The organism is Candidatus Jordarchaeum sp. (assembly GCF_052745115.1).
Genome location: NZ_JBRAKS010000011.1, coordinates 1 through 25,846 on the forward strand (window position 1 = coordinate 1; position 25,846 = coordinate 25,846).

26 protein-coding genes are annotated in these 25,846 nt (G+C 39.4%); 15 read left to right on the top strand and 11 right to left on the bottom strand.

Annotated elements, in window-relative coordinates; all coding sequences use genetic code 11:
- Positions 1-215: 215 nt before the first annotated feature.
- The 4 genes from ACUVXA_RS01805 to ACUVXA_RS01820 all read right to left on the bottom strand — a co-directional run bounded on the left by ACUVXA_RS01805 (position 216) and on the right by ACUVXA_RS01820 (position 3,455).
- Positions 216-440: a hypothetical protein gene (locus tag ACUVXA_RS01805; protein ID WP_445869516.1), complete on the bottom strand. Its 225-nt coding sequence runs from the start codon at positions 438-440 to the stop codon at positions 216-218.
- A gap of 1 nt (position 441) precedes the next feature.
- Entirely contained in the window at positions 442-726 is a 285-nt protein-coding gene (locus ACUVXA_RS01810) for a hypothetical protein (RefSeq protein ID WP_445869517.1), read from the bottom strand.
- 273 nt (positions 727-999) lie between these two features.
- Positions 1,000-1,779, bottom strand: a complete 780-nt coding sequence (locus ACUVXA_RS01815; RefSeq protein ID WP_445869518.1) for an SDR family NAD(P)-dependent oxidoreductase — start codon at positions 1,777-1,779, stop codon at positions 1,000-1,002.
- 248 nt (positions 1,780-2,027) lie between these two features.
- Positions 2,028-3,455 carry an MFS transporter gene (locus ACUVXA_RS01820; protein WP_445869519.1) on the bottom strand — a complete coding sequence of 476 codons (1,428 nt, stop codon included), beginning with the start codon at positions 3,453-3,455 and terminating at the stop codon, positions 2,028-2,030.
- Between the two features lie 119 nt (positions 3,456-3,574).
- On the opposite strand from ACUVXA_RS01820, the gene ACUVXA_RS01825 reads away from it, so the two are divergent.
- Positions 3,575-4,450: a dimethylarginine dimethylaminohydrolase family protein gene (locus ACUVXA_RS01825; RefSeq protein WP_445869520.1), complete on the top strand. Its 876-nt coding sequence runs from the start codon at positions 3,575-3,577 to the stop codon at positions 4,448-4,450.
- On the opposite strand, the gene ACUVXA_RS01830 is transcribed toward ACUVXA_RS01825, so the two are convergent.
- The gene (locus ACUVXA_RS01830) at positions 4,441-4,839 is read right to left on the bottom strand and encodes a cobalamin B12-binding domain-containing protein (RefSeq protein WP_445869521.1); all 399 of its coding nucleotides are present in this window, start codon (positions 4,837-4,839) and stop codon (positions 4,441-4,443) included. The two genes, ACUVXA_RS01825 and ACUVXA_RS01830, sit on opposite strands and share 10 nt — an antisense overlap.
- A gap of 13 nt (positions 4,840-4,852) precedes the next feature.
- Entirely contained in the window at positions 4,853-6,529 is a 1,677-nt protein-coding gene (locus ACUVXA_RS01835) for an acyl-CoA mutase large subunit family protein (RefSeq protein ID WP_445869522.1), read from the bottom strand.
- Between the two features lie 687 nt (positions 6,530-7,216).
- Here ACUVXA_RS01835 and ACUVXA_RS01840 point away from each other — a divergent pair.
- The 4 genes from ACUVXA_RS01840 to ACUVXA_RS01855 are packed head-to-tail and all read left to right on the top strand — an operon-like array spanning position 7,217 to position 10,488.
- Entirely contained in the window at positions 7,217-7,675 is a 459-nt protein-coding gene (locus ACUVXA_RS01840; RefSeq protein WP_445869523.1) for a Zn-ribbon domain-containing OB-fold protein, read from the top strand.
- 6 nt (positions 7,676-7,681) lie between these two features.
- Complete coding sequence (locus ACUVXA_RS01845; RefSeq protein ID WP_445869524.1) at positions 7,682-8,815, top strand: thiolase family protein; 1,134 nt, start codon at positions 7,682-7,684, stop codon at positions 8,813-8,815.
- A 10-nt stretch (positions 8,816-8,825) separates the two neighbouring features.
- Positions 8,826-9,986 (top strand): thiolase C-terminal domain-containing protein, encoded by a 1,161-nt coding sequence (locus ACUVXA_RS01850; RefSeq protein WP_445869525.1) that lies wholly within the window; start codon positions 8,826-8,828, stop codon positions 9,984-9,986.
- 19 nt (positions 9,987-10,005) lie between these two features.
- The gene (locus ACUVXA_RS01855) at positions 10,006-10,488 is read left to right on the top strand and encodes a Zn-ribbon domain-containing OB-fold protein (RefSeq protein WP_445869526.1); all 483 of its coding nucleotides are present in this window, start codon (positions 10,006-10,008) and stop codon (positions 10,486-10,488) included.
- 157 nt (positions 10,489-10,645) lie between these two features.
- On the opposite strand, the gene ACUVXA_RS01860 is transcribed toward ACUVXA_RS01855, so the two are convergent.
- Both ACUVXA_RS01860 and ACUVXA_RS01865 read right to left on the bottom strand, forming a co-directional pair.
- Positions 10,646-11,101 (bottom strand): CBS domain-containing protein, encoded by a 456-nt coding sequence (locus ACUVXA_RS01860; RefSeq protein WP_445869527.1) that lies wholly within the window; start codon positions 11,099-11,101, stop codon positions 10,646-10,648.
- Between the two features lie 272 nt (positions 11,102-11,373).
- Complete coding sequence (locus tag ACUVXA_RS01865) at positions 11,374-11,643, bottom strand: hypothetical protein (protein WP_445869528.1); 270 nt, start codon at positions 11,641-11,643, stop codon at positions 11,374-11,376.
- Between the two features lie 80 nt (positions 11,644-11,723).
- Here ACUVXA_RS01865 and ACUVXA_RS01870 point away from each other — a divergent pair, with 80 nt between their 5' ends.
- The 4 genes from ACUVXA_RS01870 to ACUVXA_RS01885 all read left to right on the top strand — a co-directional run bounded on the left by ACUVXA_RS01870 (position 11,724) and on the right by ACUVXA_RS01885 (position 14,200).
- Entirely contained in the window at positions 11,724-11,879 is a 156-nt protein-coding gene (locus tag ACUVXA_RS01870) for a hypothetical protein (protein WP_445869529.1), read from the top strand.
- Between the two features lie 719 nt (positions 11,880-12,598).
- The gene (locus ACUVXA_RS01875) at positions 12,599-12,892 is read left to right on the top strand and encodes a hypothetical protein (protein ID WP_445869530.1); all 294 of its coding nucleotides are present in this window, start codon (positions 12,599-12,601) and stop codon (positions 12,890-12,892) included.
- Positions 12,893-12,938: 46 nt separating this feature from the next.
- Positions 12,939-13,250, top strand: a complete 312-nt coding sequence (locus ACUVXA_RS01880; protein ID WP_445869531.1) for a hypothetical protein — start codon at positions 12,939-12,941, stop codon at positions 13,248-13,250.
- A 467-nt stretch (positions 13,251-13,717) separates the two neighbouring features.
- On the top strand, positions 13,718-14,200 hold the full coding sequence (locus ACUVXA_RS01885) for a hypothetical protein (protein WP_445869532.1): 483 nt from the start codon (positions 13,718-13,720) through the stop codon (positions 14,198-14,200).
- A 176-nt stretch (positions 14,201-14,376) separates the two neighbouring features.
- Here the strand turns inward: ACUVXA_RS01885 and ACUVXA_RS01890 are convergent, their stop codons facing one another.
- Positions 14,377-15,816: an FGGY-family carbohydrate kinase gene (locus ACUVXA_RS01890; protein WP_445869533.1), complete on the bottom strand. Its 1,440-nt coding sequence runs from the start codon at positions 15,814-15,816 to the stop codon at positions 14,377-14,379.
- A 615-nt stretch (positions 15,817-16,431) separates the two neighbouring features.
- Here ACUVXA_RS01890 and ACUVXA_RS01895 point away from each other — a divergent pair.
- Complete coding sequence (locus tag ACUVXA_RS01895) at positions 16,432-17,538, top strand: hypothetical protein (protein ID WP_445869534.1); 1,107 nt, start codon at positions 16,432-16,434, stop codon at positions 17,536-17,538.
- A gap of 104 nt (positions 17,539-17,642) precedes the next feature.
- Here the strand turns inward: ACUVXA_RS01895 and ACUVXA_RS01900 are convergent, their stop codons facing one another.
- Both ACUVXA_RS01900 and ACUVXA_RS01905 read right to left on the bottom strand, forming a co-directional pair.
- Positions 17,643-18,746 carry a TIGR04084 family radical SAM/SPASM domain-containing protein gene (locus ACUVXA_RS01900; RefSeq protein ID WP_445869535.1) on the bottom strand — a complete coding sequence of 368 codons (1,104 nt, stop codon included), beginning with the start codon at positions 18,744-18,746 and terminating at the stop codon, positions 17,643-17,645.
- Positions 18,747-18,812: 66 nt separating this feature from the next.
- A complete protein-coding gene (locus ACUVXA_RS01905; protein ID WP_445869536.1) occupies positions 18,813-19,520 on the bottom strand; it encodes a DUF72 domain-containing protein in 708 nt (235 codons plus the stop codon).
- A 348-nt stretch (positions 19,521-19,868) separates the two neighbouring features.
- On the opposite strand from ACUVXA_RS01905, the gene ACUVXA_RS01910 reads away from it, so the two are divergent.
- The 5 genes from ACUVXA_RS01910 to ACUVXA_RS01930 all read left to right on the top strand — a co-directional run bounded on the left by ACUVXA_RS01910 (position 19,869) and on the right by ACUVXA_RS01930 (position 25,492).
- The gene (locus ACUVXA_RS01910) at positions 19,869-21,371 is read left to right on the top strand and encodes a uroporphyrinogen decarboxylase family protein (protein WP_445869537.1); all 1,503 of its coding nucleotides are present in this window, start codon (positions 19,869-19,871) and stop codon (positions 21,369-21,371) included.
- A 125-nt stretch (positions 21,372-21,496) separates the two neighbouring features.
- Positions 21,497-22,192, top strand: coding sequence for a substrate-binding domain-containing protein (locus ACUVXA_RS01915; RefSeq protein WP_445869538.1), 696 nt, complete (start codon positions 21,497-21,499; stop codon positions 22,190-22,192).
- A 348-nt stretch (positions 22,193-22,540) separates the two neighbouring features.
- On the top strand, positions 22,541-23,080 hold the full coding sequence (locus tag ACUVXA_RS01920; RefSeq protein ID WP_445869539.1) for a hemerythrin domain-containing protein: 540 nt from the start codon (positions 22,541-22,543) through the stop codon (positions 23,078-23,080).
- Positions 23,081-23,188: 108 nt separating this feature from the next.
- Complete coding sequence (locus tag ACUVXA_RS01925; protein WP_445869540.1) at positions 23,189-24,907, top strand: CocE/NonD family hydrolase; 1,719 nt, start codon at positions 23,189-23,191, stop codon at positions 24,905-24,907.
- Positions 24,908-25,027: 120 nt separating this feature from the next.
- Positions 25,028-25,492 (top strand): OsmC family protein, encoded by a 465-nt coding sequence (locus tag ACUVXA_RS01930; protein WP_445869541.1) that lies wholly within the window; start codon positions 25,028-25,030, stop codon positions 25,490-25,492.
- Positions 25,493-25,846 lie beyond the last annotated feature (354 nt).

Consider the following 25,846-nt stretch of genomic DNA (forward strand, 5'->3'; position numbering starts at 1 on the left):
AAAAACCCCACACCGCCAAAAATCATTAAACGAACCTAAGAACTACTGGGCACAAAGTAATAGGTATGTATTTTTGATTTTGGGTATGTGGAAGTGTTCTGCCCAACTTCCCTAATAGGGCTTAGATTTGGAAAAGAAGGCTTAATAACGCCTCCTCTACAAGCAGCCAGCAAACAAAAACACATACCCCCTGTGAAAAAAACATACCTATAACATTATGCCGCTTCGTCTGTGGATTTTTTCCATAAATCTATGATATTAGGGATTTGGTTGAATTGTGAGAGTTGTTTTATGAATTTTGCTCGGTATCCTAGTATGCATTTTTCTTTGAGTTCCTTCTCAGTTACCTTTTTTAATCTGCTTGGTGAAGGCCAGTGTTTTACAGTTTCCCCATCGAATGAAAAGTATTCAGCATAATTATCGATTATGCAGTCTAACATTTCATAGCTTCTCTTTTATGGGAGCCATCTGGAGAATTATCGCTAGAAGTGTCCTCCCAAAGACAGAATTCGCAAAGTATGGTTTCATTCCATACGGATCCTGAATCACAAGTTTAAGTATACTGTCCTTTTTTGCAATTTCGTAAAATTCCTGTAAATCGACATCGGCACCTAGTCCGATTTTGAGGACATTTAAAGCCTCTTTCATGTTTTCTTCTGTGATTTCTTCAATTGAGTAGATTGTGGCTTCTATATCATTTTTTCTTTGTTTGAGTTTTAATCCCAATAGCTTTTCATTTCTTAGTCTTAGAGTGGTCCAAAATGTTTTTTGTTACATAATTTCGTAGGGGGTTATCCAATTCCATCCCGCGTTTTTCTTAAGAGTGAGGATAAAATTAAAGGGCTTTTTAACTTCGATTAGGCGAATTTCTTTGTAAGTTGCTTTTTTCAAAGCCAAGGTCTCAAAATAAACTCGATTAGATTTTATTACTGACTTTTCTTATTTCCATTTTTTTCAAAACTTTGCAGGTGAAAGAAATAGGGTGTATTTGGCGGGGCTTCAGATTCCTAAGGCTCGGTGTATTAATTGCTGACTTGTGTTGTAAAGAGTAAGTCCGCCGTCCACAACAATAACCTGACCCGTAATGTAGTCTGCTCCTGGTGATGCTAGGAAGACCGCAGTTTCAGCTATGTCTTCTGGTGTCCCGAACCTATGGATGGGTATATCCTTGCAGAATTCGGGTGCGCCTGCTATGATTTCCTTTGTCATAGCTGTTTCGATTATTCCGGGGGCGATTGCATTTACTGTGATTCCCTGATGAGCCACCTCCAACGCCAGTGTTCTTGTAAACCCAAGTAATGCTGTCTTTGCTGCACTATAGTGGGCTCCCATGGTTTCACCTGTGAGCCCTGCTACTGAGGATATGTTAATTATCCTATCACCCGTCTCCATAGACTTGACAATAGCCCGAGAAAAGTAGAATGCTCCTTCAACATGAACTCTAAACATATCGCGCCACTGTTCTGTTGTCATGTTTGATACTAGATTGAAAGTTACATTACCCGCGTTGTTCACAAGAATACCCACTCTACCAAGACTCTCCTCAGTCTCTCTAACTGCCTTATTTACCTGGTTCTCGTCACCCACATCACACTCAACCGCCAGAGCCTTACCACCCAAATTTTCTATATCCTTTACAACCTTTTTTGCACCTTCAAGGTTAATGTCAACTACGGAAACTTTGGCTCCTTCTAATGCGAAGCGGTGAGCAATACCCCGACCAATACCCGAAGCACCACCAGTAACAAGAGCCACCCTATTAGACAATTTTCCTTCCAAAACTAAAAACTCCTAAAAGTGTATATATTAACTACGTAACTTTTATTTAATAATTTTCAAAATCCTTAAAGATTAGTTATATCTATCCTTTTTAATTGGTTTTATCTTTTTCCCTTATTTCGAAAAATTTAGATTTATAAAAGCATTTTTTTGGATTCTGTTTTTCGGTAGATTTACTATGAATAAGTGATTATAGTTGCCCAGCTTTAGTAAGGAAGAAATTAATATGATAAAAAATAGGGGGGTGATTACTTGTGTGCTCTTCCTGTTTCTTTTAGGAAGAACAATGTTACTAGAACTATTGCAGTGAAAAAGATCACAAACATTATTGGTCCGAAGAACATGCCTGATACTGGAATCGGTGGTGGTGGAGTGAATAGCAATATGAGGGGGCCTATGATTGCGGTATATGAAAAAGTTGTTGTGTAGTAGAATATTGTTGAGAAAAGGTATGAGTTGGTGTTGGCCATGAGCATCTCCATTATTAGAGGGATGGTTATACCACCGACCTGACCGAAGAAGAGCAGTAGTCCTACTGAGAGGCCTGCCAGGGCTGGGCCTATTGTTTTTAACTCGACGTTAATTTCTAGAGCTATTGGTAGGGCTGCGAGGAGGAAGAAGCCGTTAAAGAATGCTGCAACTAGGAGTGTGTTGCCACTCATGGTTCCGAGAGCGAATAGTGTTGGAAGTACCGTGAAAGCTGCTACTATGAGGAATGGTTTTCTGCGTCCAATTCTGTCAGATATTCTTGGGATAATGATACAGCCGAGGATGCCTCCAAAAGTTATCATACCTGCAATTAGTCCTCCAAAGGCTTGCTGTTCCGGAGTAATGAGAAACTGGAAGAGCTGAGGATAATTGCTTGCTATAAAGAATTCAAAGAACTTGTAGAAGAATTGTTCGTTTGATGCTGTCATTCTCTCTATAAAAGTTGTTAGCCCAACGTAGCCCCCGAAGCTGATGACAAAAGCGAAAGCAAGAATCCAGAAATCTCTAACCCTAAAAATTCTCGACATACGCTCTCTCATAGATATAGTGGGGATTTCAACCCTCTCCTCAGGTGGTTTTGGAGGTTTCTCCTTCGATTTCCAAAAGAAGAGAATCGCAGCAGCTAGAGCCACAATAGCGTAGATGAACAGAGCAGACCTGAACCCAATAGATGCTAATAATAAAGGAGTTAATATTAAAGCAAGCATTATTCCGACAAACTGAGCAAGTGTCGCTACTCCCTGAGCAAACCCTCCCTCGTGCAAGGGGAACCAGTTTGTGACCACCTTTGACACGCTTGAGAAGACGAAGGCACCGGCAGCACCAAGGATCAGCTGAAACATTAAGAGTATTTCTAGGCTTGGTGCAAAGACTCTACCAAATCCCACCACAACAAAGAGAACCGCACTTATTGATGTTGCAAGTTTCCATCCCTTCCTGTCCACCAGCGCTCCTGCTGGAATAGCGAATACTAGAAATATAAGTGGTATACCCGCTGTAAGCAAGGTGATAAGCGTTTCATTGAAAACCGGGAAGAAATCTTGTCTCACAGTTGACGAAATCGGAGCAAAAGCAACCCAGAGTAAACCACCGAGTAAGAATATCACCCAAAACGATGCAAGCACTATCCATCTCTCTCTATAAACCTCATACTTGATGGTCATCTTTAAAACCCCGAATTTGCACATAAATTCCATTAACTCTTATATAAATTAAACGCTAAAAAAGAAATTAGTGGAACTGCTTATATAGGCGAAAATCCTATCCTAAAAATAGGCTCTGATTTATCATAAAGAAGTGAACAAATATGGCTCGTCCATATGGAAGTCAATCCATGATAGGTGCTCTCAAGAGAGTCCTTGTGCGGAGTCCTATGGAGGAAAAAACACATTTGGAAGAATGGAGAAAATGGAGTTATCTTAGAAAGCCAGACATCGAGTTGGCAAGAGAGGAGCATGCTAATTTTGTTGAAATTTTAAAGTCAGAGGGAATCCGAGTAGATTTTGTTGAGGATACTCATAAGGAGCGCCTTGATGCGATTTTTACAAGCGACCCGGCAATGGTAACAGATCGGGGAGCAGTGATTCTCCAGATGGGCAAAGAGTTAAGAAAGGGTGAAGAACAAACCCTGAGAGATAATATTTTAAAACTGAATATTCCTATTCTTGGACAAATTCAGGGGGGCGCAACTCTTGAGGGTGGAGACCTACTGTGGCTGGATCCAAGAACGGTCATCGTTGGTCGATCTTACCGTTCCAATGACTTGGGGGTCGAACAGTTGAAGCTTCTCCTTAAAGATTTTATGAATAACATATGGCAGATAGACTTACCTCACTGGCATGGACCTGCAGATTGTCTTCACCTTTTATTCCTAGTTAGTTTAATTGATCAGGATTTAGCACTGGTTTATCCTGAGTTGGCACCCGTTGCCCTTATTGAGAATTTAAAAAACAGAGGGATTCAAATAATTGAAGTTACAAAGGCCGAGTTCGAATCACAAGGCTGTAACGCTTTAATGCTAGAGCCCAGAAAATGCTTAATGGTGGCAGGAAACGACGAGACAAAAAAGGTTTTGGAAAAAGAAGGAGTGGAAGTAATTGAATTCCAGGGAGAGGAAATATGCCTCAATCGGACAGGTGGTCCCTCATGTCTTGTTTGCTCAATCCTAAGAGATTACTCTTGATCAAATTTTTCGCGGATAAAGGCAATTATGTCTTTAATCAAGGATCCTGGACCATACACGTTTGCCGCACCAATTTTCTTTAGCTCTTCAAAATCTACTTCTGGAATTGCTCCACCTACCAAAATCATGAATTTGTTTCTAAGTCCTTTTCTCTCTAGTGATTCAACGAGATTTTTTGTGTAAGCAAGGTGTGCTCCGGAATGGATGCTCATTCCGATAATATCCACATCCTCCTCAATGGCTGTTTTCACTATTTGTTCTATGGACTGAAAACCGCCGAAAACAACCTCCATTCCCGCGTCTCTTAGTCCCATGGACACGGTTACCGCGCCTCTCCAGTGACCATCTACTCCGGGTTTGGACATTAGGAACTTAATTTTCTTAGGCATATGAAAGCACCTCTTAAGTTAGCATGGGTGCGTCCCATGTACCCCATATTTCGCGATATATGTTACATATCTCCCCTAGGGTTGCTCCTTCTCTGGTGGCTTTCATAATTGTTGGCATTACGTTTTGTTCCTTTTCACAAACCTTACGTAGCTGGTCTAAAATTTCTTCCACTTTTTTATTGTCTCTTCGCGTCTTCAGCTTCCTGATACGTTCAATCTCTATTTCCGCAGCTCTTGGGTTTGTTCTAAAAACTTTGGAGGATGGTTCCTCTTCCATACGGTAGATATTTACGCCTATTACCTTCTCCTTTCCTCCCTCTATGTTGCTTTGACGTTTATGGAAAGCGTCTCTCATCTCTGAGAACAACCATCCACTTTCTAATCCTCCCACTATGCCGCCGTGGGCTTCTATCTTGTCTAAGTATTTCCAAACTCTTTCCTCTATTTCATCGGTCAACCATTCCACATAATAGGAACCCGCAAGGGGATCAATAGTATTTGTGACTCTGGTTTCTTCTGCAACTACTTGTTGGGTTCTTAAAGCGAGAAGTACCGCTTCCTTACTTGGAAGACATATCGCTTCGTCATAAGAGTTTGTGTGCATAGACTGGCAGCCGCCGAGCACAGCTTCCAAAGCTTGGATAGAGGTTCTAACGATGTTCACTGTTGGCTGTTGGGCTGTTAATGAGCTTCCAGCGGTTTGGATGTGGAACCTAAACTGATACGAGTTTGGGTCTTTAGCCTCGTATTTGTCTCTCATGAGTTTATACCAGATTCTTCGAGCCGCCCGATACTTGGCAATTTCCTCAAAAAAGTCCTTGTGTGCCGAAAGATGGAATGCTAGTCGCCCCACAAAGTCGTCTATTTTCCAGCCCCTTCCTAGCACATCATCGATATGTGCGATGGCGTTGGCGAACCCGAATCCCAGTTCCTGAATAGCGTCAATTCCGCCCTCTCGGTAGTTGTAAGTGGTAAAATTTATAGGATGCCATTTTGGGACATTGAATTGGGGTACTGTCCATTCGATTAAATCGCATGCCAATCTAACGAGGTGGTGTGGTGCAACATTTTCATAGGGCACAAAACCCAGAGTCATAGTTAGGATATCATTCTGACAGGTTCCCATCAATTTTTTCATATCAAGGCCCCGAGCCTCAGCCATGTTAAAGTACATCGCACACACAGGAGCTGAGGTAAAAGGCTCAACAACCAAAGCCACGCTAATCCGATCTATAGGTAATCCTTCGGTAAGCGCAAACATACTATCAATACAGTAAAGGGGCACTCCTGATGTACCTACTTCTGCTATACCTCTAGGGTCATCCGGGTCTACACCATTAAAGGTTAAACCATCAACTGCGGCACTAAATCCGGTTTCCCCTTCATTTAATAGTAACTTCCATCTTTCATTTGTTTCCTCGGGGGTACCATAGCCGGAAAACAACCGCATTGTCCAAAGACGGCCGCGATACATGTTATAATATATACCTCTTGCATAAGGAGGCTGACCAGGGAAGCCTACGTCTCTTAAGTAATCATGGTTTTTAATATCCGCAGGAGTATACAATCGCTTTACCGGAATGCCCGAGTCGGTTACAAACTCCACATCGCGTTCCTTATACCCTTCAACCTGTTTTTTCCATTCTTTATTGCGTTCTTCTATCTCTTCTATTGCCTCTGGATCAAACACAACACCACATCCTCTAACTCAAAAAAGCTCACACAGATATCTAAACAATCATATTTTATGTTATGATTTTAATGTTTTACCATAACTATGAGCGTTACATATCATTTCATTAATTTTTTCCAATTTTTTAATCACGACAGTGTAATGTTATATATATTTTTTTTGTGTGAATAAGTTGAAGAATACTTTTTATACATATAACTCAATTTAGGATTAAATACACATACATGATTCAATATGCAATTAACTACAAAGTATAATTGGCAAAATAAACATTCATTCACCCAATAGAGATTAAACTATCTGGATAAAATTTCAATTTCCCATAGAACTCGAGACTCTTCTTAAAGATTTTTACAAATAACTATTTTAAGGAAAAATTTTAATATTCGAAAGAATCGTCGTTATATCGCTTTGTTCCGTTTCATCCTCATCAACCGAGTCAGAAAAACCTCTAGTAAGATCTCTCATATATGTAAAACACAAGGAGGCTTAACGCCATTAAAAGGTGGAGATTTACAAGTAATACCTATAAATGACCAATAAGTGAATGCGGATGAATTAGCGCAGCACAATTAAAAAAATTGTAAAAGCTAAAAATTGGAACAAGGTCAGGTGTGAATACTGTTAATTTATTCTGAGGGTGGAATGGAATTTGCATTTTAAAAAAGAAACGAGGTTTCTGATATGAGTGAAAAAGATGAAGGAATATATGTTCATAGAAGCGGAATAAAGGTACCATATCAGTGGCATGCTGGGGAATATGCAACAAGGTTTTACACAGAGATCAAAGACAATAAGAAGATTTGGGGAACGAAATGCCCTGATTGTGCAAAAGTCTTTATACCTCCTAAAAAAACCTGTATAGAATGTTTTAAGCAGTGCTACGAGTGGGTGGAACTGAGCGACACTGGAACCCTTTTAACATATACTGTTGTCCATTATGGTGAACCGCTCATACAGCCAAAAGAGCCACCAATAGCCTATGGCATAATAAAACTAGACGGAGCAGACACCGGGTTTGTACACATGCTCGGCGAAGTGGATTTCGATAAAATTCGGGTTGGTATGAGGGTTAAAGCAGTGTTCAACGAGAATCCGGAAGGAAACTATCTCGACATAAAGTATTTTAAACCAGTGGGGTGAAAAAGAATGAAGATTGGAATTGTTGGAGTAGCTCAAACCAAGCATGAGGGCAAGAAACCCAAACAGATTTTCGCCGATATGATTTTTGAAGTGGTTTCCAAAGTCTTGGAAGATGCCGGAATGGTGCGGGACGATATTGATAATGTGGTGACCGTTTCAAACGATTTCTGGGATGGCAGAACCATTTCCAGCATGGCAGTAATGGATGCCTCGGGCTCTGTTGGTCGCGATGTAACCACAGTTGAGGGTGACGGAACCTACGGCGCAGTAATGGGTGTTATGCGCACTTTATCCGAATTCGACACCACAGTGGTCTGTGCACACGCCAAAATATCGGAATGCAACCCCCGAGCAGTTTTCAACTGTGCATTTGATCCAATTTACGAAAGGGTGCTCGGACTAGACGCCATATCCTCATCAGCCCTTCAGGCAAGAAGATACATGACTAAATACGGAGCCACGGAGGAGCAATTCGCAAAGGTTTCAGTCAAGAATCACAAAAACGCCTTTAATAATCCCTACGCACACTTACCCTTGGATATTACCGTGGAGGATGTACTCAACTCAAAGATGCTAGCTGACCCCTTAAAAGTTCTTGACTGCTCACCGGTATCGGACGGAGCAGCGGCAATAATACTGGCAAAAGAGCATGTAGCCAAAAAAATCACCGATAATCCCATCTGGATAAAAGGAATAGGATACTGCTGCGACGCCTATCACCTGGGAGAACGGGATCTAGCAGAAACCACAGCTCTAAGAGATGCCGCTGAAAGAGCCTACAAAATGGCCGGAATAACTAAACCGTTAAAAGAAATCAACGTAGCGGAAGTTTACGACGCTTTTTCCTACATGGAACCCATGTGGATGGAAGGACTAGGATTTTGCAAAAAGGGTGAAGGTGGAAAGCTACTAGATGAAGGTGTAACTGGGATGGATGGTCAGCTACCAGTAAACCCGTCAGGAGGCGTGATTTCAGCCCACCCAGTACTGGTAGCAGGGTTGGTCAGAATAATCGAGGGTGTACTTCAGCTGAGAGGAACAGCAGACAAAAGACAAGTGGCGGACGCAGAGGTTGCATTGGCACACGGAATAAATGGACCCTGTGGGCAATCGCACTGTGTGTTCATATTAGGGAAATGAGGTGAAAAATATGAAAAAAGTAGGAATTGTTGGAGTAGGTCAAACCCATCACAGGTCTCACAGACCCGACGTAAATGGACAGGAACTGATAAACGAGGCTGTGCAGAGGGCTTTAGATGACGCTAGTCTTACACGAGAAGAGATTGATGCTGTGGTCATAGGGAATATGGACCACTTCGAAGGCATAAATTATGTTGATACTTGGAGTATTGATGGTTCCGGAGGCTTTATGAAGCCCGTTATGAAAATGACTACTGGGGGAACCACCGGAAGCACGGTTGCTATAGCCGGATACTATCATGTAGCTTCTGGTATGTTTGATACGGTTCTAGCGATTGGCTGGGAAAAGAATTCCGAATCTGACACTACGGCAGCAATAGCCACTTGCGCTAATCCTATTGTCGAAAGAGACTTCTTCTCTGGAGCCATAGGTCCCCTAGCGACAGCGGCTACTTCATACATGGCACTCTACGGGGCGACCGAGGAGGACGCGGCCATAGTATCTGCGAGAGAGCACAATAATGCACTAGATAATCCGTACGCCCACGTTCGGAGAAAAACCACTGTTGAGGATGTGCTAAACTCACCGATGCTCTCATACCCCGTAAAATTACTAGACATATGCCCCAGATCCGACGGCGCCTGTGCCATCATTTATGCAGAAGAAGCGAAGGCTAAAAAAATAACAGATAGACCAGCATGGGTGAAATGCTGCGTAACCAGCCACGACTATACACACTTCGGCGATTTGGGCATAGGAAGGACAGAAGTTATTACAATGCCGACTCTCGAGTCAGCTTCTAAAAAAGCCTATGAAGTGTGCAAAATTAAGAATCCCATTAAAGACTTCGATCTCATGGAGTTGTACACACCCTCCTCGTTTGCGGGATTAATGTGGCCTGAATCTCTTGGCATTTGTGGACCCGGTGAAAGCATTAAGCTGAATAAGGAAGGTATTTACGACAGGGACGGTGACTTGCCCATAAATCTTTCCGGTGGCGTAATTTGCACAAATCCCATAGGTGCAACTGCCATGATCAGAGTAGCCGAGGCAGCTTTACAGATAATGGGAAAAGCGGGTAAACGCCAGGCACCAGTTGAAGTTAACAGAACACTTTCCACTGGTTTCGGAGGATGCAGTTGGACAGACATAGTAATTTTAGAGTCGTAGATCATTGGAGGTAAAAATTATGTCTGAAAAAGGCAAGGAAAAGAAGAAAGAGTATCTAGTTATAACATCGGGAAAGATGTGGCAGCCATATAATTGGTACGTAGGTGAATACTGGACAAAATTCTTTGATGGATTCAAGGAAAAGAAATTTCTTGGGATAAAGTGTTCCAAGTGTGGAACAGTTTACGCTCTTCCACGGCAAGTTTGTGGAAGGTGCTTTGTTAAAATGGATGAATGGGTAGAGCTTGGACCTGAAGGTGTTATTGGTGCTTTCACCGTTGTAAAGTTTCCCTACATTGATCCTAATACTGGCGAAATAATTAAACCCCTCCCATTTACCGTTGCTGCTGTCAGACTTGATGGGGCGGATAGCGCTATCTGGCACTATGTTAACGAATTAGATGAGAGTAAAATCAAGGTGGGCAGAAGAGTTAGAATAGTCTGGCAAGACGAGAGAAAAGGCAATATTCACGACATAAAATATTTCGAGTTCATCGATTAATCCTATTGTCCCTTAATTACAGATGATTAGCATTCGCGCTAGAAAAAAATAGATGTTTAACTTCTTCCATTTCTTTTTCATTTTTTTAATATTAATTAATTATTTTTTGTTGCTCTTATTTTTTTAGAAAAAAAATTTTAGAAATAGTTTGTAGCCCTTACTTTAGGAATGCTTTTATTATGTCACTGGGGGATACGGTTCCTGCCACGTCACCTTTTGGTCCTATAACCAGTAGGTGGGATTCTCCTCCGGCGACCATTATTCTAATAGCGTTTTCTAGGGTGTCCTCTTCACCAACCATGAGGCAAGGGTGCACACCGTATAGTTGACAGGCGCTCATGAAGTCTTTTGAGGTTTTACTCATCATTGCTTTTTCCAGTTTGATATCCTTTATATCCTCTGGTTGTCCCGCTAATTCGGGGAAAGCATAATTTTTAAACATATAAAATAGATCCATCTCGGTTATGATGCCCTCTACTTTGCCCTTTTGACGCACTACAAGCACGTCTGTTTTTTCTTTTGCCATTAAATCGGCAACCTGCTTCATATTGGTTCCTAACTCTACGAAGATAGGCTTCCTCATGAATTTTCCTACTTGAAGATTTAGATCCATATTTGATCATCCTCCTCTCATAAAACTTATGAGAAATAAAAAAGAGATATATTATTTAAAGCTAACCCGCAAGTATTTATTTAATTTTTTAAAGATAAGATCACACAATAGACTAAGCTTCTAAAAACATTAACTATGTGGAAAAAATTTAGAACTTAACCAATTAAAAAGCGGGAATAAAAAATTAGGTGAAATTTAAATTCACCCCTAGGCAAATGAATTAGAGTGGTCAGCGAGCTGGATTACTGCTTTTCAGCTCAACTACAATTGGGTTAGCGCACCCATATTGCTTCTTCTTCTTTTTTTATTGCTTCAGCTTTGACTATTTCAGGTTCAAATGTTGCCCAGATTTCATTAGTTTCACTATCATAGCCAAACTGCACTGCCATCTTTGAGATCATGATCGGGTTGTGGCTCCAGATAACAAGGTCTCCATCGGTGTCATCACTCAAAAGTCCTGGATTATCACGGGCCAAAAAAACTAGAAACCTTTCAGTATCCTTAATTGCTTTAAAGCGGACAATAACTAGGCCGGACGCCATTTCTGCTTTCCACCTCAACTTGCTTACAGTTAATTTTTCTTAACAAGTTAATAATCTTTTTGGTTAACGAAGTAATTTTTTTGGAGAAAACCAGTATGCTTCATCGCCAACACAAAACAATACTGGGAGAGGGGATAATACACATGGGGGAGGAGGGCGTTTTTGGGAGGAGGGGAAGATACGATTATTATATGTTGGCTCAGCAATACTTTATTATTTTAGAATTAACTATTTAAATTTTTCCATTAAAATTGAGAAATTCACAAAAAATATACATATTTTCAAAAAGAAAGCATATAAAAAATGAGAAAATCGCAATACTACAGAAACAATTAATTAAAATTCTACAACAAATCATTATAATAAGTAAAATTGAGATATTACGGGAAATCAATAATAACTCTAAACTTCAATGATAAATCTCAACCGTATAATTCAAAAAACTCTTAAAAGAGAGCACCATTATTGGACAAAAATATCTTTATTATAAACTTACATATTAATTGTCATCTATAGCGACCGACGTTAATTTTTGGTCGTAACCTTATTCGCTCATACTAAGCTGATGATACAAAGCTTTTCTAACCATTAAATTTAGGTGAAAAAGGTCGTTTTTGGGCTTAAAAAAGACATGGAAAACCTCCTAAGACCTGGAAGGAGAGTTTTGTACATTTCCTTATAGGAGTGGCAACCAAATACTTACGTCGTTCACTATAGATCTATCAATCCCGAATTATTACTTTTGATTTAGGAATTTCAATACTGGTGGAAATTCCTCACCCCAAGATAATAATAATAAAGTTTATGTTTGGGAATCTAAAGATTAAATCCAAGTATATTGTCATTTAACATTAATTTTATATGTTAGTATTTCCAATATTGGAATACATAATAAAAAATATAGTAAGGAGTAACGACTTTCAATGCGCTAAGACGAGAGGAGATGTGAGAAAAAATGGATAGAACTGAATTACTGTTAGTGGTCTCACTACTAATAACAGTTTTAATAGTGATATTCGCAGGGTTAATAGTAGCGGCTGGAACCGTTCAAGCGAGCTTTGCCAATCTAGGGCTATTTTTTTATAACTCGCCTCCCAAAGGAATTCTCAATTTTATGATGGGATCAATGCTCTTCACCTCGATGTTGGGTCCACCTTTGAGCTGGGGAGCGTCTGTGCTTGGATTGTTCAATTCTAACTGGTGGATGAACACTTACATGGTCTGGTACCTCTTAATGACTTTGCTTTAGTTTACTTCTATTATTAGATACTTGTTTATCGAAAGCGGTGGTTGAAATGTTGGAGAAAAAGGAATTAATAATTCTGGTTTCACTGATAATAACCGTTTTTGTAGTCATATTTGTAGCATTATTAGCGATGGCTGGCAATATTCAAACAATGTTTTCCGGCTTTTTAGGGTTAATACTTTTTGATCCGCCTCCCAAAGGCATCCTAAACTTTATGCTGGCTTCCATGTTTGTCCCGATGTTGGGTCCTCCTTTGAGCTGGGGAGCGTCTGTGCTTGGATTGTTCAATTCCAATTGGTGGATGAACAGTTATATGTCATGGTACCTAGGATTTGTACTCGGTATAATCAATCCGATATAAAAAATCTGTTTAAAAGAACTTGTTAGAGAGTGGCTATCATATCCAATGGAATGGTGAAACCACTAATATTTAGAATGTCAAATCCTTCCCCTCTTCCTTTTTTATAATTAATTCTCAAGTACTCGGGTTAGATTTTTGTAAATATTTTTAAAATTTTTTATCATCTTTAATTATTTTTTTGAGATATAGTATTATTTTTGGAGATTAATTGATATTTTTTGTCCGAAAATAGGAAATGGATATCTATTCTTTAAAGTCTTTTAGTGGTTAATTTAGAGAGCGTGTTTTCTTATTTCGGAGCCTTGTTTGAAATTAGGATTTTTTTTCTTATATATTTACTTTTTTAATACTTTCTTCAGAAATATATATCATTTTTAGTCGAAAAATCTTTTTTTCAGTACGAAATTAGGAAAAGTTTTTATATTAGTATAGTAGATAAATATTTAAAACTAAAGGAGTTCAACAGTATGGAAACATTAGAAGAAGAATCGATAGAAATAAGCCTCATAAGTGAATTAGACTACGAGGACGCCACAAAGTTTATGCTATACTTGTGCGAGCTGGTGGGCTCCAAGTTTGATGAGAAGAGATGGGAAAACACTTTTGCGCGGCGTATCTCAAATTCCGACAAATATGTGGGATTTATGGCCCGAAGGGGAGACAAACCAATAGGAATGCTTTTTGCAGAAGTTAAAGGGAAAGTGGGACAAATAACGAATCTCTATATAGTTCCTGAGGAAAGACACACTGAAATAGTAGGTCCAATGAGGGTTCCAAAAAGAGGAGAGCACGTTGCAGAGAAAATGATGGATACCATATTAGACTATTTAAGGGAGAGTGGCTGTAAAGAAGCGTGGATAAATCTGAAAAAGGGTGTAAAACCCGCAGAAATAATATACGATAGATTGGGGTTCGAAGAAAAATTCGTTGTGTTATCGAAAAAATTGTAATCTTATTTTTATCCTATGATATAGTGTTTAGAGAAGTTTTTGAATCATTCTGATTGCAAAGAAAGGCCCCTTTACCAAAAAGAAGCCATAAAAAGGCAGATTTCAAACCCAGTTTGGTTCAAAAACTTTTCGAGATACTTAGCTCTTTTATTATTTTTCTTATTCATCACTAACTTCTAATATATTTTATCCGTCAACACATATTGTTGATTCGCCTTACTTTTTAATAAAGAATGATTCTCCTCTCTAGGATAATATATTTCTCTTTTTTTGACGATTTTTTTCGCAATCTTTTTTATGGAATACTTTTTATTAAAGCCAGCTGCAGCAAGAATTGCTGATCCAATTGCAGGTTCATCTGATTCAACGGTTTTTACATTTTTACCCGTCGCATCCGCTATGATTTGGCACTGTAATTTACTCTTTGCTCCTCCCCCACATAATGTTATTTCACTTATCTCTTGTTTTGTTATTTGGGAAATTATTTCTAACATTCTGTTTAGAATTATGGCATTACTCTCCATGAATGACCGAAACAGGTGACCGGGAGTAAAATTTTTCTTGGTTATTCCCACTAGGAAACCCCTCACTCTTGGATTGTGATCAGGGATTCTGGTGCCCAACCATTCGGATTGAGCTATTAATCCTTCGCAACCAGTTGGAATGTTCTCGGCTTCCCTCTCCAAAACACTGAATTCTTTATCTACTAATGAGCATAAAGAGTCTAAGGACAGGGATCCGGCATTCGTAGCACCACCCACAAGGAAATTTTCCTCGAGATATGGCTTATAGTAAACTCTATTCTTTCTATCCGGAATTATCTTATTTACAACTGCGTGTACAACAAGAGTTGTTCCAATGTTTACATTTACATCTCCCACCTCAATGGTTCCCGTGGCTATATCCCCTGCAGAGGCATCAGTTACCCCATTAATTACAGGTGTATCCGCAGGTATTCCTGTAGCTCTACTGGCCTCCGAGGTTACATAACCAACTATATCACCTATCGGAGCCACCACGGGCAGATAATCCTGGTTGAAGCCCAACTCCTTTAAGATTTTAAAATGAAAATTAAATGTTGATGGATCAATGTGACTCTTACTGGCTATGTTGGGGCTGGTTACTATGTTGTCGCAAAGTTTCATGGTGAAAAAATCATTCTCGTGTAGGAATTTAAAAATTTTTTCAGAAGTATCCAGATTCTTCAGTAACCAAAGACACTTAGGCAAAACGAGTGAGGCATCAACTGGTAAAATCTCCTGAAACTTTCGTGAAGTGGCACTATTACTGAGAATTTCGTTAACCTCCTGTTGAGCTCTCTGATCATTGTACATCAACGCTGGGTGTAAGGGTTCCCTGTTCTCATCAATGGGAACTATGGTGGAACTCGTTGCATCAACACAAACCGCACTTACATTTTCAATACTCTTAATATTTTTTAGTAAAATACAGAAACTCTCCCAAACATCCAACACGTCTCTTTCACAGTATAATGGTTGATGTTGCTTTATCATACCGGAAATTTCTTGAGAAACGAAATCTGAAATCTCTCCGCTTTCATCTATAATTACCGCTTTTATCCTAGCACTACCTATATCGATTCCAAGAAATCTCATTCTGAGCATTCTCCTAGTTTCATAATTAAACAGGTATCTATACTATATTAAGAAAGTGATATTTACAAAGCCATCTAATTTTTAAATTATTCTTAATTACTCAAATTGTTTTACCTTTCAGTTTTTTCTTCATTTTAGAAATATCCCGAAAATTAAAAGTTTTAATCCTTGATAGGACTTACGCAGCTGGTGGGTATTTGTGTGGGGTTGATGATGGACTTGCTCCGAGTTCAACTTCTTTTTCTATTTCAGCGTTTTTTCAACCTTTTTTTGAAAATTAGGAATTAAAAATTCTGGATTTCACCAATTCAATGCAAAAGAGGAGATTTTGACACCGCCACAGGCCCAGTTAACCTACAAAACAACCTCAACTGCGTAACTCCTACTTGAGTCAAAAATTATTAGGTTATGGCAATTTGATTTTATTGACTTTCAGTGAACTTGAGGATAGCAAATAAATATTCCTTTTACCACATTTTAATTTAGCCTATAAAGATTTGTCAGCAGGTGGAAACCATTCTTAAAACTTCTGAAAATGTTCGGTCTCTGCTGATTGAGTTATTCAATGCCACTGTGGATATATCTAAAGCTCATTACAGTGCTAGTGAAGTAGTTATGAACGATGCCATTAAAGATTTGAAGGGATATGATTTAGATAACTTCCGGAGCCTTATTTCTATAACAAATCAATCGGTATCCAATTTTGTTTCCTTCTTCCTAGACTACATTAAGATTATGAAAGAAGCATTTGATTTCCTGCAAGAATTACTGAAAATTCTGGGCGTAAAAAACGTTGGAGAGGTGCTTCTACGAAAGGTAGATTTAAGGACAATAGTTAATCCGTCGGAAATTGATACGGATCTTTTAAAATTTCAGCTAAAAACAGCTTTGGAATATTCATTACCCAAATTGTTAGAACTCTCAAACTTAGTTAATCAAAAATCCGAAAAACTTTATAATTCAGCAAAGTTTATTGAATCTGAAGTAATTCAAAATTTTAAAACTTCATTTGATAACATAGATCGTCAAGGGATAAACCTTACAAAAGAGTTGTACTCCGTCTCGGAAATAATATTCAATGAAAAAGACCCCTCAAAATGTGTGGATCTCCTCATTCAAACCCTTGAAAGTGCTATCGACCTTGCCATAGGATTATGGCAAACAACCAAATTCACACCACTCTTCACAAAGGATTGGATTGAATACAACATCCACGAAATAACTCAGACTGCTGAGAAATTCTCCGAAATAAAAAGAGATATAAATATTCTAATAAAATGCAGAGCAAAAATTTACGAACACACAGTGAACTGTTTTATGATAATTTTAAAAGCTCTATGGAATAATAACAAAATAATTAGTAAAAAAGTGGGTAAAATTATGCAATTACTTCTGCAAGATAGGGGTCAAGATGTGAATGTCAGCGAACTCATACCCCCAAAAATTCCTGTTGAAGATCTATCATTCGCTCTAACACTAGCACGCGGAGAATTTGACCTATCAAAAAGAGCGTCGAAAAGGCTAATGGAAAATATCGAATCCCTGCGTCTAGCAGGAGAGTGGCTAAAGAGCCCAGTTCTGTACCAATTATACGAAACCATAATCAAAAGGGTGAAAGTTAAAGAAAAATACGATGAAAAAATCCTGGGAATCCTTATCGAATTGCAGAATCTTACAACAAAAGAGGAATCAAAAAGTAGTTACTACTCTTTGAAAAAATGAGATATTTTTCCAACAAATTTTTGGTGCCCAGCCACTTTCACAAGTTGTAACATAAATTATTGTACCACTTTTTTAAAGTTTTTGACCGAGTCAAACTAGACTTTCTATGGAATGATTTCACAGCAATTGTTGATTTCTGGATAATTAAAATCCTTAAAAGAAAGCATTTTTCTGTTAATGAGCTTTACTATTTTGGGTTTAATATATTCCAGTTCTTTGATCAAGTGTTTAACTGTTCCACACACTTTTCGGAATCCCTCTTGTCCCCAATGTTTTTTCATGTTAGCATACAGGCAGCGCCCACCACAAATCCCATAAATCTCACACTCCAGACATGGAGATCCTACAATCACTCTGTTCCTAAGTTCTAGGGGGTGAGATTTCCAAATATCTCCTACCACTAAATCTGGTTCACTGGATATTGGACAAGCACTGATTACACCAGAAGGATTTATAGCAAAGAAGTCAATTCCCGAACCACATCGAAGAAGACTTTTTTCACCCGTGAGAATTGTTTTCATCACCGGTATAAAGGGTACAATCCCCAGTATTTTACCACTTGTCTCCATCTCTCGGTACCAATCTTTCACCAATTTTGAGATTCCCGGATTATAGGACTTTCTTACCCATTTATCGAAATTGTGCCATTCACCCTCCCTGCTCCAAACCACATCCAACTGCCAGTGGACATGATCGAAAGCAGGATTTTCCAATTTCAACAGGTGGGTTACATCCTCGTAGACATCCGAATATTCCGAAATAGTCATCCTAGCGATAACATCCCCTGGGTAACCTCTATTTCTCACCATTTTTACATTATTTAGGATTCTTTTGTAGATTCCTTTACCTCGATAAAAATCTGTAGTTTCCTCTCTTCCATCAATGGACACTAATATTGAGTGAAACTTTTTCAGATAGTCCTCTCTAACTTTATCAAGAAAACAACCGTTGGTTTGCAGAATATAATGTCTCGCTGGTATTGTATCCATTATTCTCTCCATGAGGGGAATTCTGAGTAAGGGTTCCCCGCCATAAAAAGCAATGACTGGTTCTGGATCCTTCAAGATAAATTTCTCAAGTTCTTCTAAGCTGTACTGAATCTCAGCGTCGCTAAAGGATTCTTCGGAGCCACCGCAGTAACTGCAGTTGAGATTACAGCGTCTAGTAAGAAGCAAATGATAGTACATATGGACACACTCATAATCCAAATCCACTATTTGAACAGAAGAGATATTAATCGGAATGCTAATTCAACATTTTGTGTAATTATTTAATTATTTTTTCATCAGTTTACTAAGCATAGATTGAGCATTATCGAGCATTGCATGGTCATTATTAAAAAACACAAATACTTTTCTCGGATTTACCCCCAAAATATTTCGCTTTACTTCTTCCAATTCCTTCTCATCATATCTGTGCGAGTACCAGCCGGTTCTACCGTGCATCCGTAAATAAATTACTCCCGCTATATGAAAAATGTCCCTCGGCAGTTCTGGAGCATCAACCGAAACCAAAGTAACACCACGATCCTCAGCCCAAGAAACCCACTTAGAATCAAACCATTCAATATTTCTGGGTTCTAATGCGAACCTTTCCCCCAAATCCGCTTCAGTAACAAATCTCTCAAGATTCTCCAATGTTTTTTCTCTGGGAACCGAGGATGGTGGAAGCTGAAAAAGATAAAAATCGATACTCTTGTCCAATGGTTGAAATAACTCCCTAAACTTAATCCAGGTGCCCAGGGCTCTCTCGCTGAATCGAAACACATGTGTGATGTATCGGTTAACTTTTATCGCCCATTTGAAGACCTCAGGGGTTTTACGAACCCAACTTGCGACCATGTTCCGAAAGGGAAAGCGGTAATAGCTCGCATTTAGTTCCACGCAGTTCAGACCCGAGTTAGCCAAATACCAGTCAAATGAACCGCCTTTATTCCAGTTATACATCCAACCACTAGTACCCACATAAAACTCAGAATCCATAACTCTTCCCAAGTAATGCTCTAATTTTTAAACTTTAATAAACATTATCCAGATGCATTTAATTACTAAACTTGTTAATTGTATCGTAAGTTTTATTTAATAATTCGAATAGAAATCTAAAACAAATTAAAACAATTGGGAGAGAGGTTGAAGAAATATGAGCAGTAAAATTCTTGATGAGGTTAAGAAGGCAACTCACGATTGAGAATATAAGACCATTGGAGATGTTATTAACAATGCTCTAAATCAGGGTGCTAAACCGTTGGAGGTAATGCAAGCCTTATCCGAAGGCATTATTTCGGTGAGTGAAGAGTACAAGACGAAAGGCATGTATTTGGATAATATTGTTTGGCTGCCGCAGCTTTTGAAATAGGGTCGGCTCAGCTTGTTCCAATTCTTGAGAAGGAGAGAGAAAAAGAGTCTTTAGGAAAAATTGTGTTGGGTGTTGTTGAAGGTCCTTGGACTATTGGTAAGTCTATTGTGGCGGCAAACCTTAGAGCTCAGGGTTTCGAAGTCATAGACGCCGGATCTGATGTGGCACCAGAGAAGATAGCGGAGACAACTGTGGAGTCCGATGCTAACCTTGTGGCTCTTGGCATATATCTCACTCATGCTGCCCCAGAATTAGCAAAGCTGGATGATGAACTCTGGAAACTGGGCATTCGACACAAGGTACGTACAATACTAAGCGGTCCCGCAAGCTCGCCTCAGCTCGCAAAGAAGCTGGGAATGGACGCTTATGCCAGTGATGTGAAGGATATAGTAGCCAAGGCCAAGGAGTTTGCAGCTGAATTGCGTGAAGAGTTGACTCCATTAGAGAGGATGATGACTTCTCTCAAACACAAGGAACCAGACCGGGTACCAGTTATTCCTTTCGCCCAGACTTTTTCCGCCAAGTTTGCGGGTATCCCCTTCTCAGTCTATGTCAGCAAGGGCTACGCCATGGCCGAAGGGCAAATTAAGGCCTATGAGGCTTTTGGATGGGATGCGGTCTGCATGTCCAGTGACGTAGCAATATTCGCCGAAGCCTTCGGAGCAAAAGCAGAGTTCCCCCCTGATGACATTCCCCGTATTGCGAAACCGGTGCTCAGTCCTTGGAACATGTACGAGGACTACAAGAAACTCAATATGCCTGATCCCTGGAAAGCTGGAAGAATGGTGGAAAGCCTCAGAGCCATCGAAATCGCAAAGAAGGAATTGGGACCTGACGTGCCCGTGATTGGCTGGATTGAAGGACCTTTCCAGGGTGTTGCACTGCTCACCGGGGGTGATCCCATGACCTTGTTCTTCGTGAAGGATCATCCTGACGAGTTTAGGGAGATACTGGATTTCTATGCCGACTGGAACATCGAAGTGGCTCGAGCTATGTACGAAGCTGGAGCTGATCTTATCGGGGCTGGTGAGGCTGCGGCCTACTGGATGTCTCCCCAATTCTTTGAGGAATTCGCTCTTGCTGCGGAGAGGAAAGCCTGTCAGGGAATTAATAAGGTTGGGCTTCCGGTTCTTATCCATTGCTGCGGATACGTTCCTCAGTGTATTCAATTCATAAAGGATACCAATCCTGGAGGGGCAATCCAGTTCGACTACCAGGTGGATTTAGCCTGGGCTAAGAAACTGATTGGCGATACCGTTACTATTATGGGCAATCTTAATTATAATAAACTCATCAACGCTACTCCAGACGAGATGTATGCTGATTGCGCTAATTCAATATATACTGCTGGTCCCGGTGGAGGTTATTGGCTCGCTTTCGGTTGTGAGATACCTCGAGATATGCCATACAAAAATATTCAACAAATGGTTCGTGCAGCAAAATCCGTTGGCAAGTACCCTATTCAAAAACGTCCTTAATATACTGAATATATCCTAAACTGTTAATTTTAGTATGATAAATTGAGGTTGGCTTTAAATCTTAGTTCCGTATAGATTGGAGTTGTTAGACTCAGATTAAGAGTATACTAAAGGACGTTTTTGGGTTGTCTGCTGGAAAGAGTATTCATGTTTTTGCTACGGCAGCTCTTGCTCCTCCTATTCAGAAAGCTGCAAAACAGTTTCAGGAAAAATATGGGATTAAAATTGATTTCACAATAGGGAAGGCTGAGAAGCTCATATCCGAAATAAGAGAGAAAAAGATAGGCGATATTCTATCGAGTGGCGCAGAACATGTTCTGGACGAGGCAGAAACATTAGGTCTAATCCGCAGAGAAAGCAGAAAAAGTGCTGGAAAAAGAAGATCCCTTATTTTAGTGCAAGTAGGAAATCCTAAGGGAATCAAGTCCTTAAAAGACTTGGCTAAAGATGGCACAAGAGTCGGAATATCAATAAGCGGTTGCCTAGTAGGGATATGGGACGATGTCTGCAGCAAGGCTGGATTAACAGATCAAATCCGAAAAAATATAACAGATTTCTCAGATGGCTGCGGAGCCGTCATGGCTTTGATTAATCAGAAAAAGGTGGATGCCATCTTCGGGTGGAATGTCTTTAAAAATATTTGGCCCGGAACATCCGATATAGTGGAGTTCTCAAAAGAAATACAGGTGTACAGAAGCACGGGGGTGGCTATAATAAGTTACTCTAAAGAGGTGGAAACCGCAAGCAAATTCATTGAATATCTTACCTCAAAGGAAGGGAAAAAAATTTATGCAGAATATGGATGGATCCGCAAATTTTGACTTTAGAAAAAGTGAGCGCTTAAATATTTTATTAAATCGCCAAAAATATCTTAGATATTCCGAAAAACGGCATTTATAGGAAGTTTTAAATACCTCCAAATGGAAAAACCTTTTACCGCTATTTCGGCGAGTAATCCAGGTGTGGGGAGAAAGCACTAATCAGAATTTTATGAATTATCTTATTATTTTATATTAAGAATATCAGAAAAACATTAATCATTGTTATTATTAATACCAAAACTTTTTAAAAGATTCATTTTAATTAAATTAAATATTTACATCAACTAGATTTTTTATTCCTTCAATAATGGAAGATGTTATGGTGAATTTTTGGAGGTTTCTGATTTGATGCCGATTGGTCCTCTAATGATAGAACACAGGCTTATTGAGCGTATGATTAAAATTATTGGTGAGGAGATTTTCAAAATAGTTGGAAAAAATGAGGTGGATCCAAATTTTATCGATGTCGCAGTAGACTTTGCTAGAACGTATGCTGACCGGTGTCATCATGGCAAGGAGGAGGATATTCTTTTTAGAGATCTGGCTAAGAAACAGCTTTCCCCAGAATATAAAAAAACTATGGAGGAATTGGTGGAAGAACACGTTTATGCAAGGAAAACTGTTGGAAGACTAGTAAATGCTAAAGAAACTTATACTCAAGGCAAAACTGGTGCCCTAAAAGACGTTATATCAATTCTTAAAGAGCTGGTGGAATTTTATCCGAGGCACATTGAGAAAGAGGATAAGCACTTTTTTATTCCTGTTATGAAGTATTTTAGCAGAGAAGAAATGGATGCTATGTTAGAGGAATTCTGGGAGTTTGATAAAAACCTCATCCACGAAAAGTATAGAACAATAGTCGAAAAGCTTGAAGGAAAGAAAAAATAAGCATTTAAGAAATCTTATACGGTTACAACTATAAATTATCCCTTATAACACAAAATTTAATTTTTTTATATTCCTTATGATAACTGTGTTTTTAATGGGTGAGCAAAAATGAAAACTGGTAAGGAGAAGGGGTCTCAGCCTATTTTCGGTATAAAAGTTGATAAGGATGTTTATATTGAGATGCGTGACGGCGTCAGACTGTGTGCGGACATATACCATCCCGACGCTGTAGGAAAATTTCCGGCACTCCTCTCAATGTCACCGTACGATAAAGATAAGCAGAATATCAACTTGAAACCAAAGAATCTAATGCAGTCTGGTGAATTTGATCCAAAGTCCATAATGGAGCTTGCTTCTATTGAAGCTGGTATAAGCGAATACTTTGTGAGTAGAGGCTATGTCCACGTAATCGTAAATGTGAGAGGAACTTTCAAATCCGAGGGTAAATACCAAGGCGTTTTCTCCCCGCAGGAGCAGGAAGATGGCTACGACCTAGTTGAATGGATTGCTCAACAACCATGGTGCAATGGAAACGTTGGAATGGTGGGAATATCCTATTTTGCAGTCATCCAGTATTTGGTGGCCTCAATGAAAAATCCCCCACCTCACCTAAAAGCTATTTTTCCCCTTGACGGATTCACAGATCTCTACCGTGATTTAGCCTATCATGGAGGAATATGCACTCCAGTATTTCCACTCTTCTGGTTCATGCCCCTGAGAGAAAACACCAGAACCGTACCTTACTCGCAAAACCTGTTAGGAAAAAAGCTGGAGGCGGCTGTTCAAAACGCTCTAAACAGTGATGCTATTAAAAGCCGCCCCGAGCTTGTTCAAATATTAAAGAACCCCGAAATAAATCCTGTAATTTTTGATCTACTCCTAAATCCCACAGACGGCCCCCTGTACTGGGAGAGATCCTCTCATAAAAGACTGAGAAACATTAAAATCCCTACCTATACTGGCTCCGATTGGTCAAAGGTGCCCATACATCTCAGAGGGGCCTTCACCGCTTTTGAATCCATTAAGGCTCCCAAAAAAATGCTTATCGGACCACCAGAAATGGTGAGACCTTTTAGCCAATACCATGATGTTATAGTTCGATGGTATGACTACTGGCTAAAGGGTATAGATAACAAAATAATAAATGAGCCCCCGGTGAAAATCTTCGTGCAAGGAGTTAATCAGTGGAGAGAGGAAAACGAATGGCCCCTGGCAAGAACCGAATGGACCAAATACTATCTACATAATAAGGGAGTCCTAGATACTAATCCTCCGAGTGATGATGAAAAACCAGATAGCTACCTCTACGAACCTATAAATAAAAGGAAAAAAGATGCTACCCGATACCGTGTTCGGTACGAAACACTTCCCTTAGCAGAGGACACGGAAGTTACCGGGCCAATCGCTCTCTATCTTTACGCCCTTTCAACAGACTCAGATCCGGATTGGATAGTTCGATTTGAGGATATAAGTTCCGATGGCACTAAAAGGATTCTTACCAGAGGCTGGCTAAAAGCTTCCCACCGAGATTTAAACAAGGGTAAATCCAAGCCCTGGCAACCCTACCATCCCCACACCAAAATTAAGACTATAAAACCCGACAAAGTCTACCAATACGCAATCGAAATTTTACCCACATCCAATGTTTTCAAAAAGTTTCACAAAATAGGCTTAGAAATAAGCAGCGATGACGGGGAGCCAACCATACCACCGGATATAATCTTCAGCCATCTCCTAAGTGGTAGAAAAATGACCAACACCGTATTCCACAATCCCGAATACCCCTCACATCTAATTCTGCCCATAATTCCAACATCATCCAAATAATAAAAAATATTGATAGTAATACGAATAAATTCTCTAACCATCTACATTTTTAAATAGATTTAATATATTATTTTTATTCCAATTCTACTATATCCAAAAAAGAACTATGGGGACACAAATATGACCAGCTCTAAAAAAAATATACATCAATTCCAAACCACTGTTATCTGGGATAAGGAAACAGGCGGGGACATAAGTGTAAAAAACTATCCCATACTTAAAATCGACACACCCATAGAGTGGGGTGGCCAAGGTAGGTCCTATTGCCCAGACCAACTCTTTATTTCCTCTATTGGGGGCTGCCTTCTTGACACATTCATATTTATAAAGAATAGAATGAGGTTAAATCTTTTGGACCTCAAAATTACTCTTAACATGTCTATAAGACAGGCAAGGGATGGCTATCATGTCAAGGAGATCGAAGGAAAGACTAAGGTAACAGTGGATGAGGGAGAGAAAGAGAAGGGGGAAACATGTGCTGAGTTAGCTAAAGAATACTGCCATATACTTCGACTCATAAGGAAGGTCATACCAGTTAATATCCTTTCAGAAGTAAATGAGACCACCAATAATAATCAATCATAGTAATTAATATTTAAAAATTTAACCAAATAATTCTCAAGAAATAGTTTTTATAAAAAATTATATAATTTAAACTGTTTTGTACAAGTTTACACACAAATTTTTTATAGTTCCCTACTAAGATATATCATGGCATCTCTAAAACAAATTTATCTCAAAAATTCTGCGATTAGTGAGAAAATAGGATATGCCCTGAATTGAACTATTCTATTTTACAGGAATCTTTGGCGGGAAAGCCCCCGACTTTAGTCTTGGGGATGAACCGTCAAAAAGTTTATAGGCTGGTGTGTTGCCAGATATATTGGTATCAACAGATGGAATACAAGCATTCCCGAAACCAGGTCTATCTCATCAACT

What these genes read in the sequence shown, in the direction of transcription:
- ACUVXA_RS01805 (WP_445869516.1), bottom strand. Translation starts at nt 440, where the DNA reads ATGTTAGACTGCATAATCGATAATTATGCTGAATACTTTTCATTCGAT.
- ACUVXA_RS01820 (WP_445869519.1), bottom strand. Translation starts at nt 3,455, where the DNA reads ATGTGCAAATTCGGGGTTTTAAAGATGACCATCAAGTATGAGGTTTAT.
- ACUVXA_RS01825 (WP_445869520.1), top strand. Translation starts at nt 3,575, where the DNA reads ATGGCTCGTCCATATGGAAGTCAATCCATGATAGGTGCTCTCAAGAGA.
- ACUVXA_RS01830 (WP_445869521.1), bottom strand. Translation starts at nt 4,839, where the DNA reads ATGCCTAAGAAAATTAAGTTCCTAATGTCCAAACCCGGAGTAGATGGT.
- ACUVXA_RS01840 (WP_445869523.1), top strand. Translation starts at nt 7,217, where the DNA reads ATGAGTGAAAAAGATGAAGGAATATATGTTCATAGAAGCGGAATAAAG.
- ACUVXA_RS01845 (WP_445869524.1), top strand. Translation starts at nt 7,682, where the DNA reads ATGAAGATTGGAATTGTTGGAGTAGCTCAAACCAAGCATGAGGGCAAG.
- ACUVXA_RS01850 (WP_445869525.1), top strand. Translation starts at nt 8,826, where the DNA reads ATGAAAAAAGTAGGAATTGTTGGAGTAGGTCAAACCCATCACAGGTCT.
- ACUVXA_RS01855 (WP_445869526.1), top strand. Translation starts at nt 10,006, where the DNA reads ATGTCTGAAAAAGGCAAGGAAAAGAAGAAAGAGTATCTAGTTATAACA.
- ACUVXA_RS01860 (WP_445869527.1), bottom strand. Translation starts at nt 11,101, where the DNA reads ATGGATCTAAATCTTCAAGTAGGAAAATTCATGAGGAAGCCTATCTTC.
- ACUVXA_RS01865 (WP_445869528.1), bottom strand. Translation starts at nt 11,643, where the DNA reads ATGGCGTCCGGCCTAGTTATTGTCCGCTTTAAAGCAATTAAGGATACT.
- ACUVXA_RS01875 (WP_445869530.1), top strand. Translation starts at nt 12,599, where the DNA reads ATGGATAGAACTGAATTACTGTTAGTGGTCTCACTACTAATAACAGTT.
- ACUVXA_RS01880 (WP_445869531.1), top strand. Translation starts at nt 12,939, where the DNA reads ATGTTGGAGAAAAAGGAATTAATAATTCTGGTTTCACTGATAATAACC.
- ACUVXA_RS01885 (WP_445869532.1), top strand. Translation starts at nt 13,718, where the DNA reads ATGGAAACATTAGAAGAAGAATCGATAGAAATAAGCCTCATAAGTGAA.
- ACUVXA_RS01890 (WP_445869533.1), bottom strand. Translation starts at nt 15,816, where the DNA reads ATGAGATTTCTTGGAATCGATATAGGTAGTGCTAGGATAAAAGCGGTA.
- ACUVXA_RS01895 (WP_445869534.1), top strand. Translation starts at nt 16,432, where the DNA reads ATGAACGATGCCATTAAAGATTTGAAGGGATATGATTTAGATAACTTC.
- ACUVXA_RS01905 (WP_445869536.1), bottom strand. Translation starts at nt 19,520, where the DNA reads ATGGATTCTGAGTTTTATGTGGGTACTAGTGGTTGGATGTATAACTGG.
- ACUVXA_RS01920 (WP_445869539.1), top strand. Translation starts at nt 22,541, where the DNA reads ATGCCGATTGGTCCTCTAATGATAGAACACAGGCTTATTGAGCGTATG.
- ACUVXA_RS01925 (WP_445869540.1), top strand. Translation starts at nt 23,189, where the DNA reads ATGAAAACTGGTAAGGAGAAGGGGTCTCAGCCTATTTTCGGTATAAAA.
- ACUVXA_RS01930 (WP_445869541.1), top strand. Translation starts at nt 25,028, where the DNA reads ATGACCAGCTCTAAAAAAAATATACATCAATTCCAAACCACTGTTATC.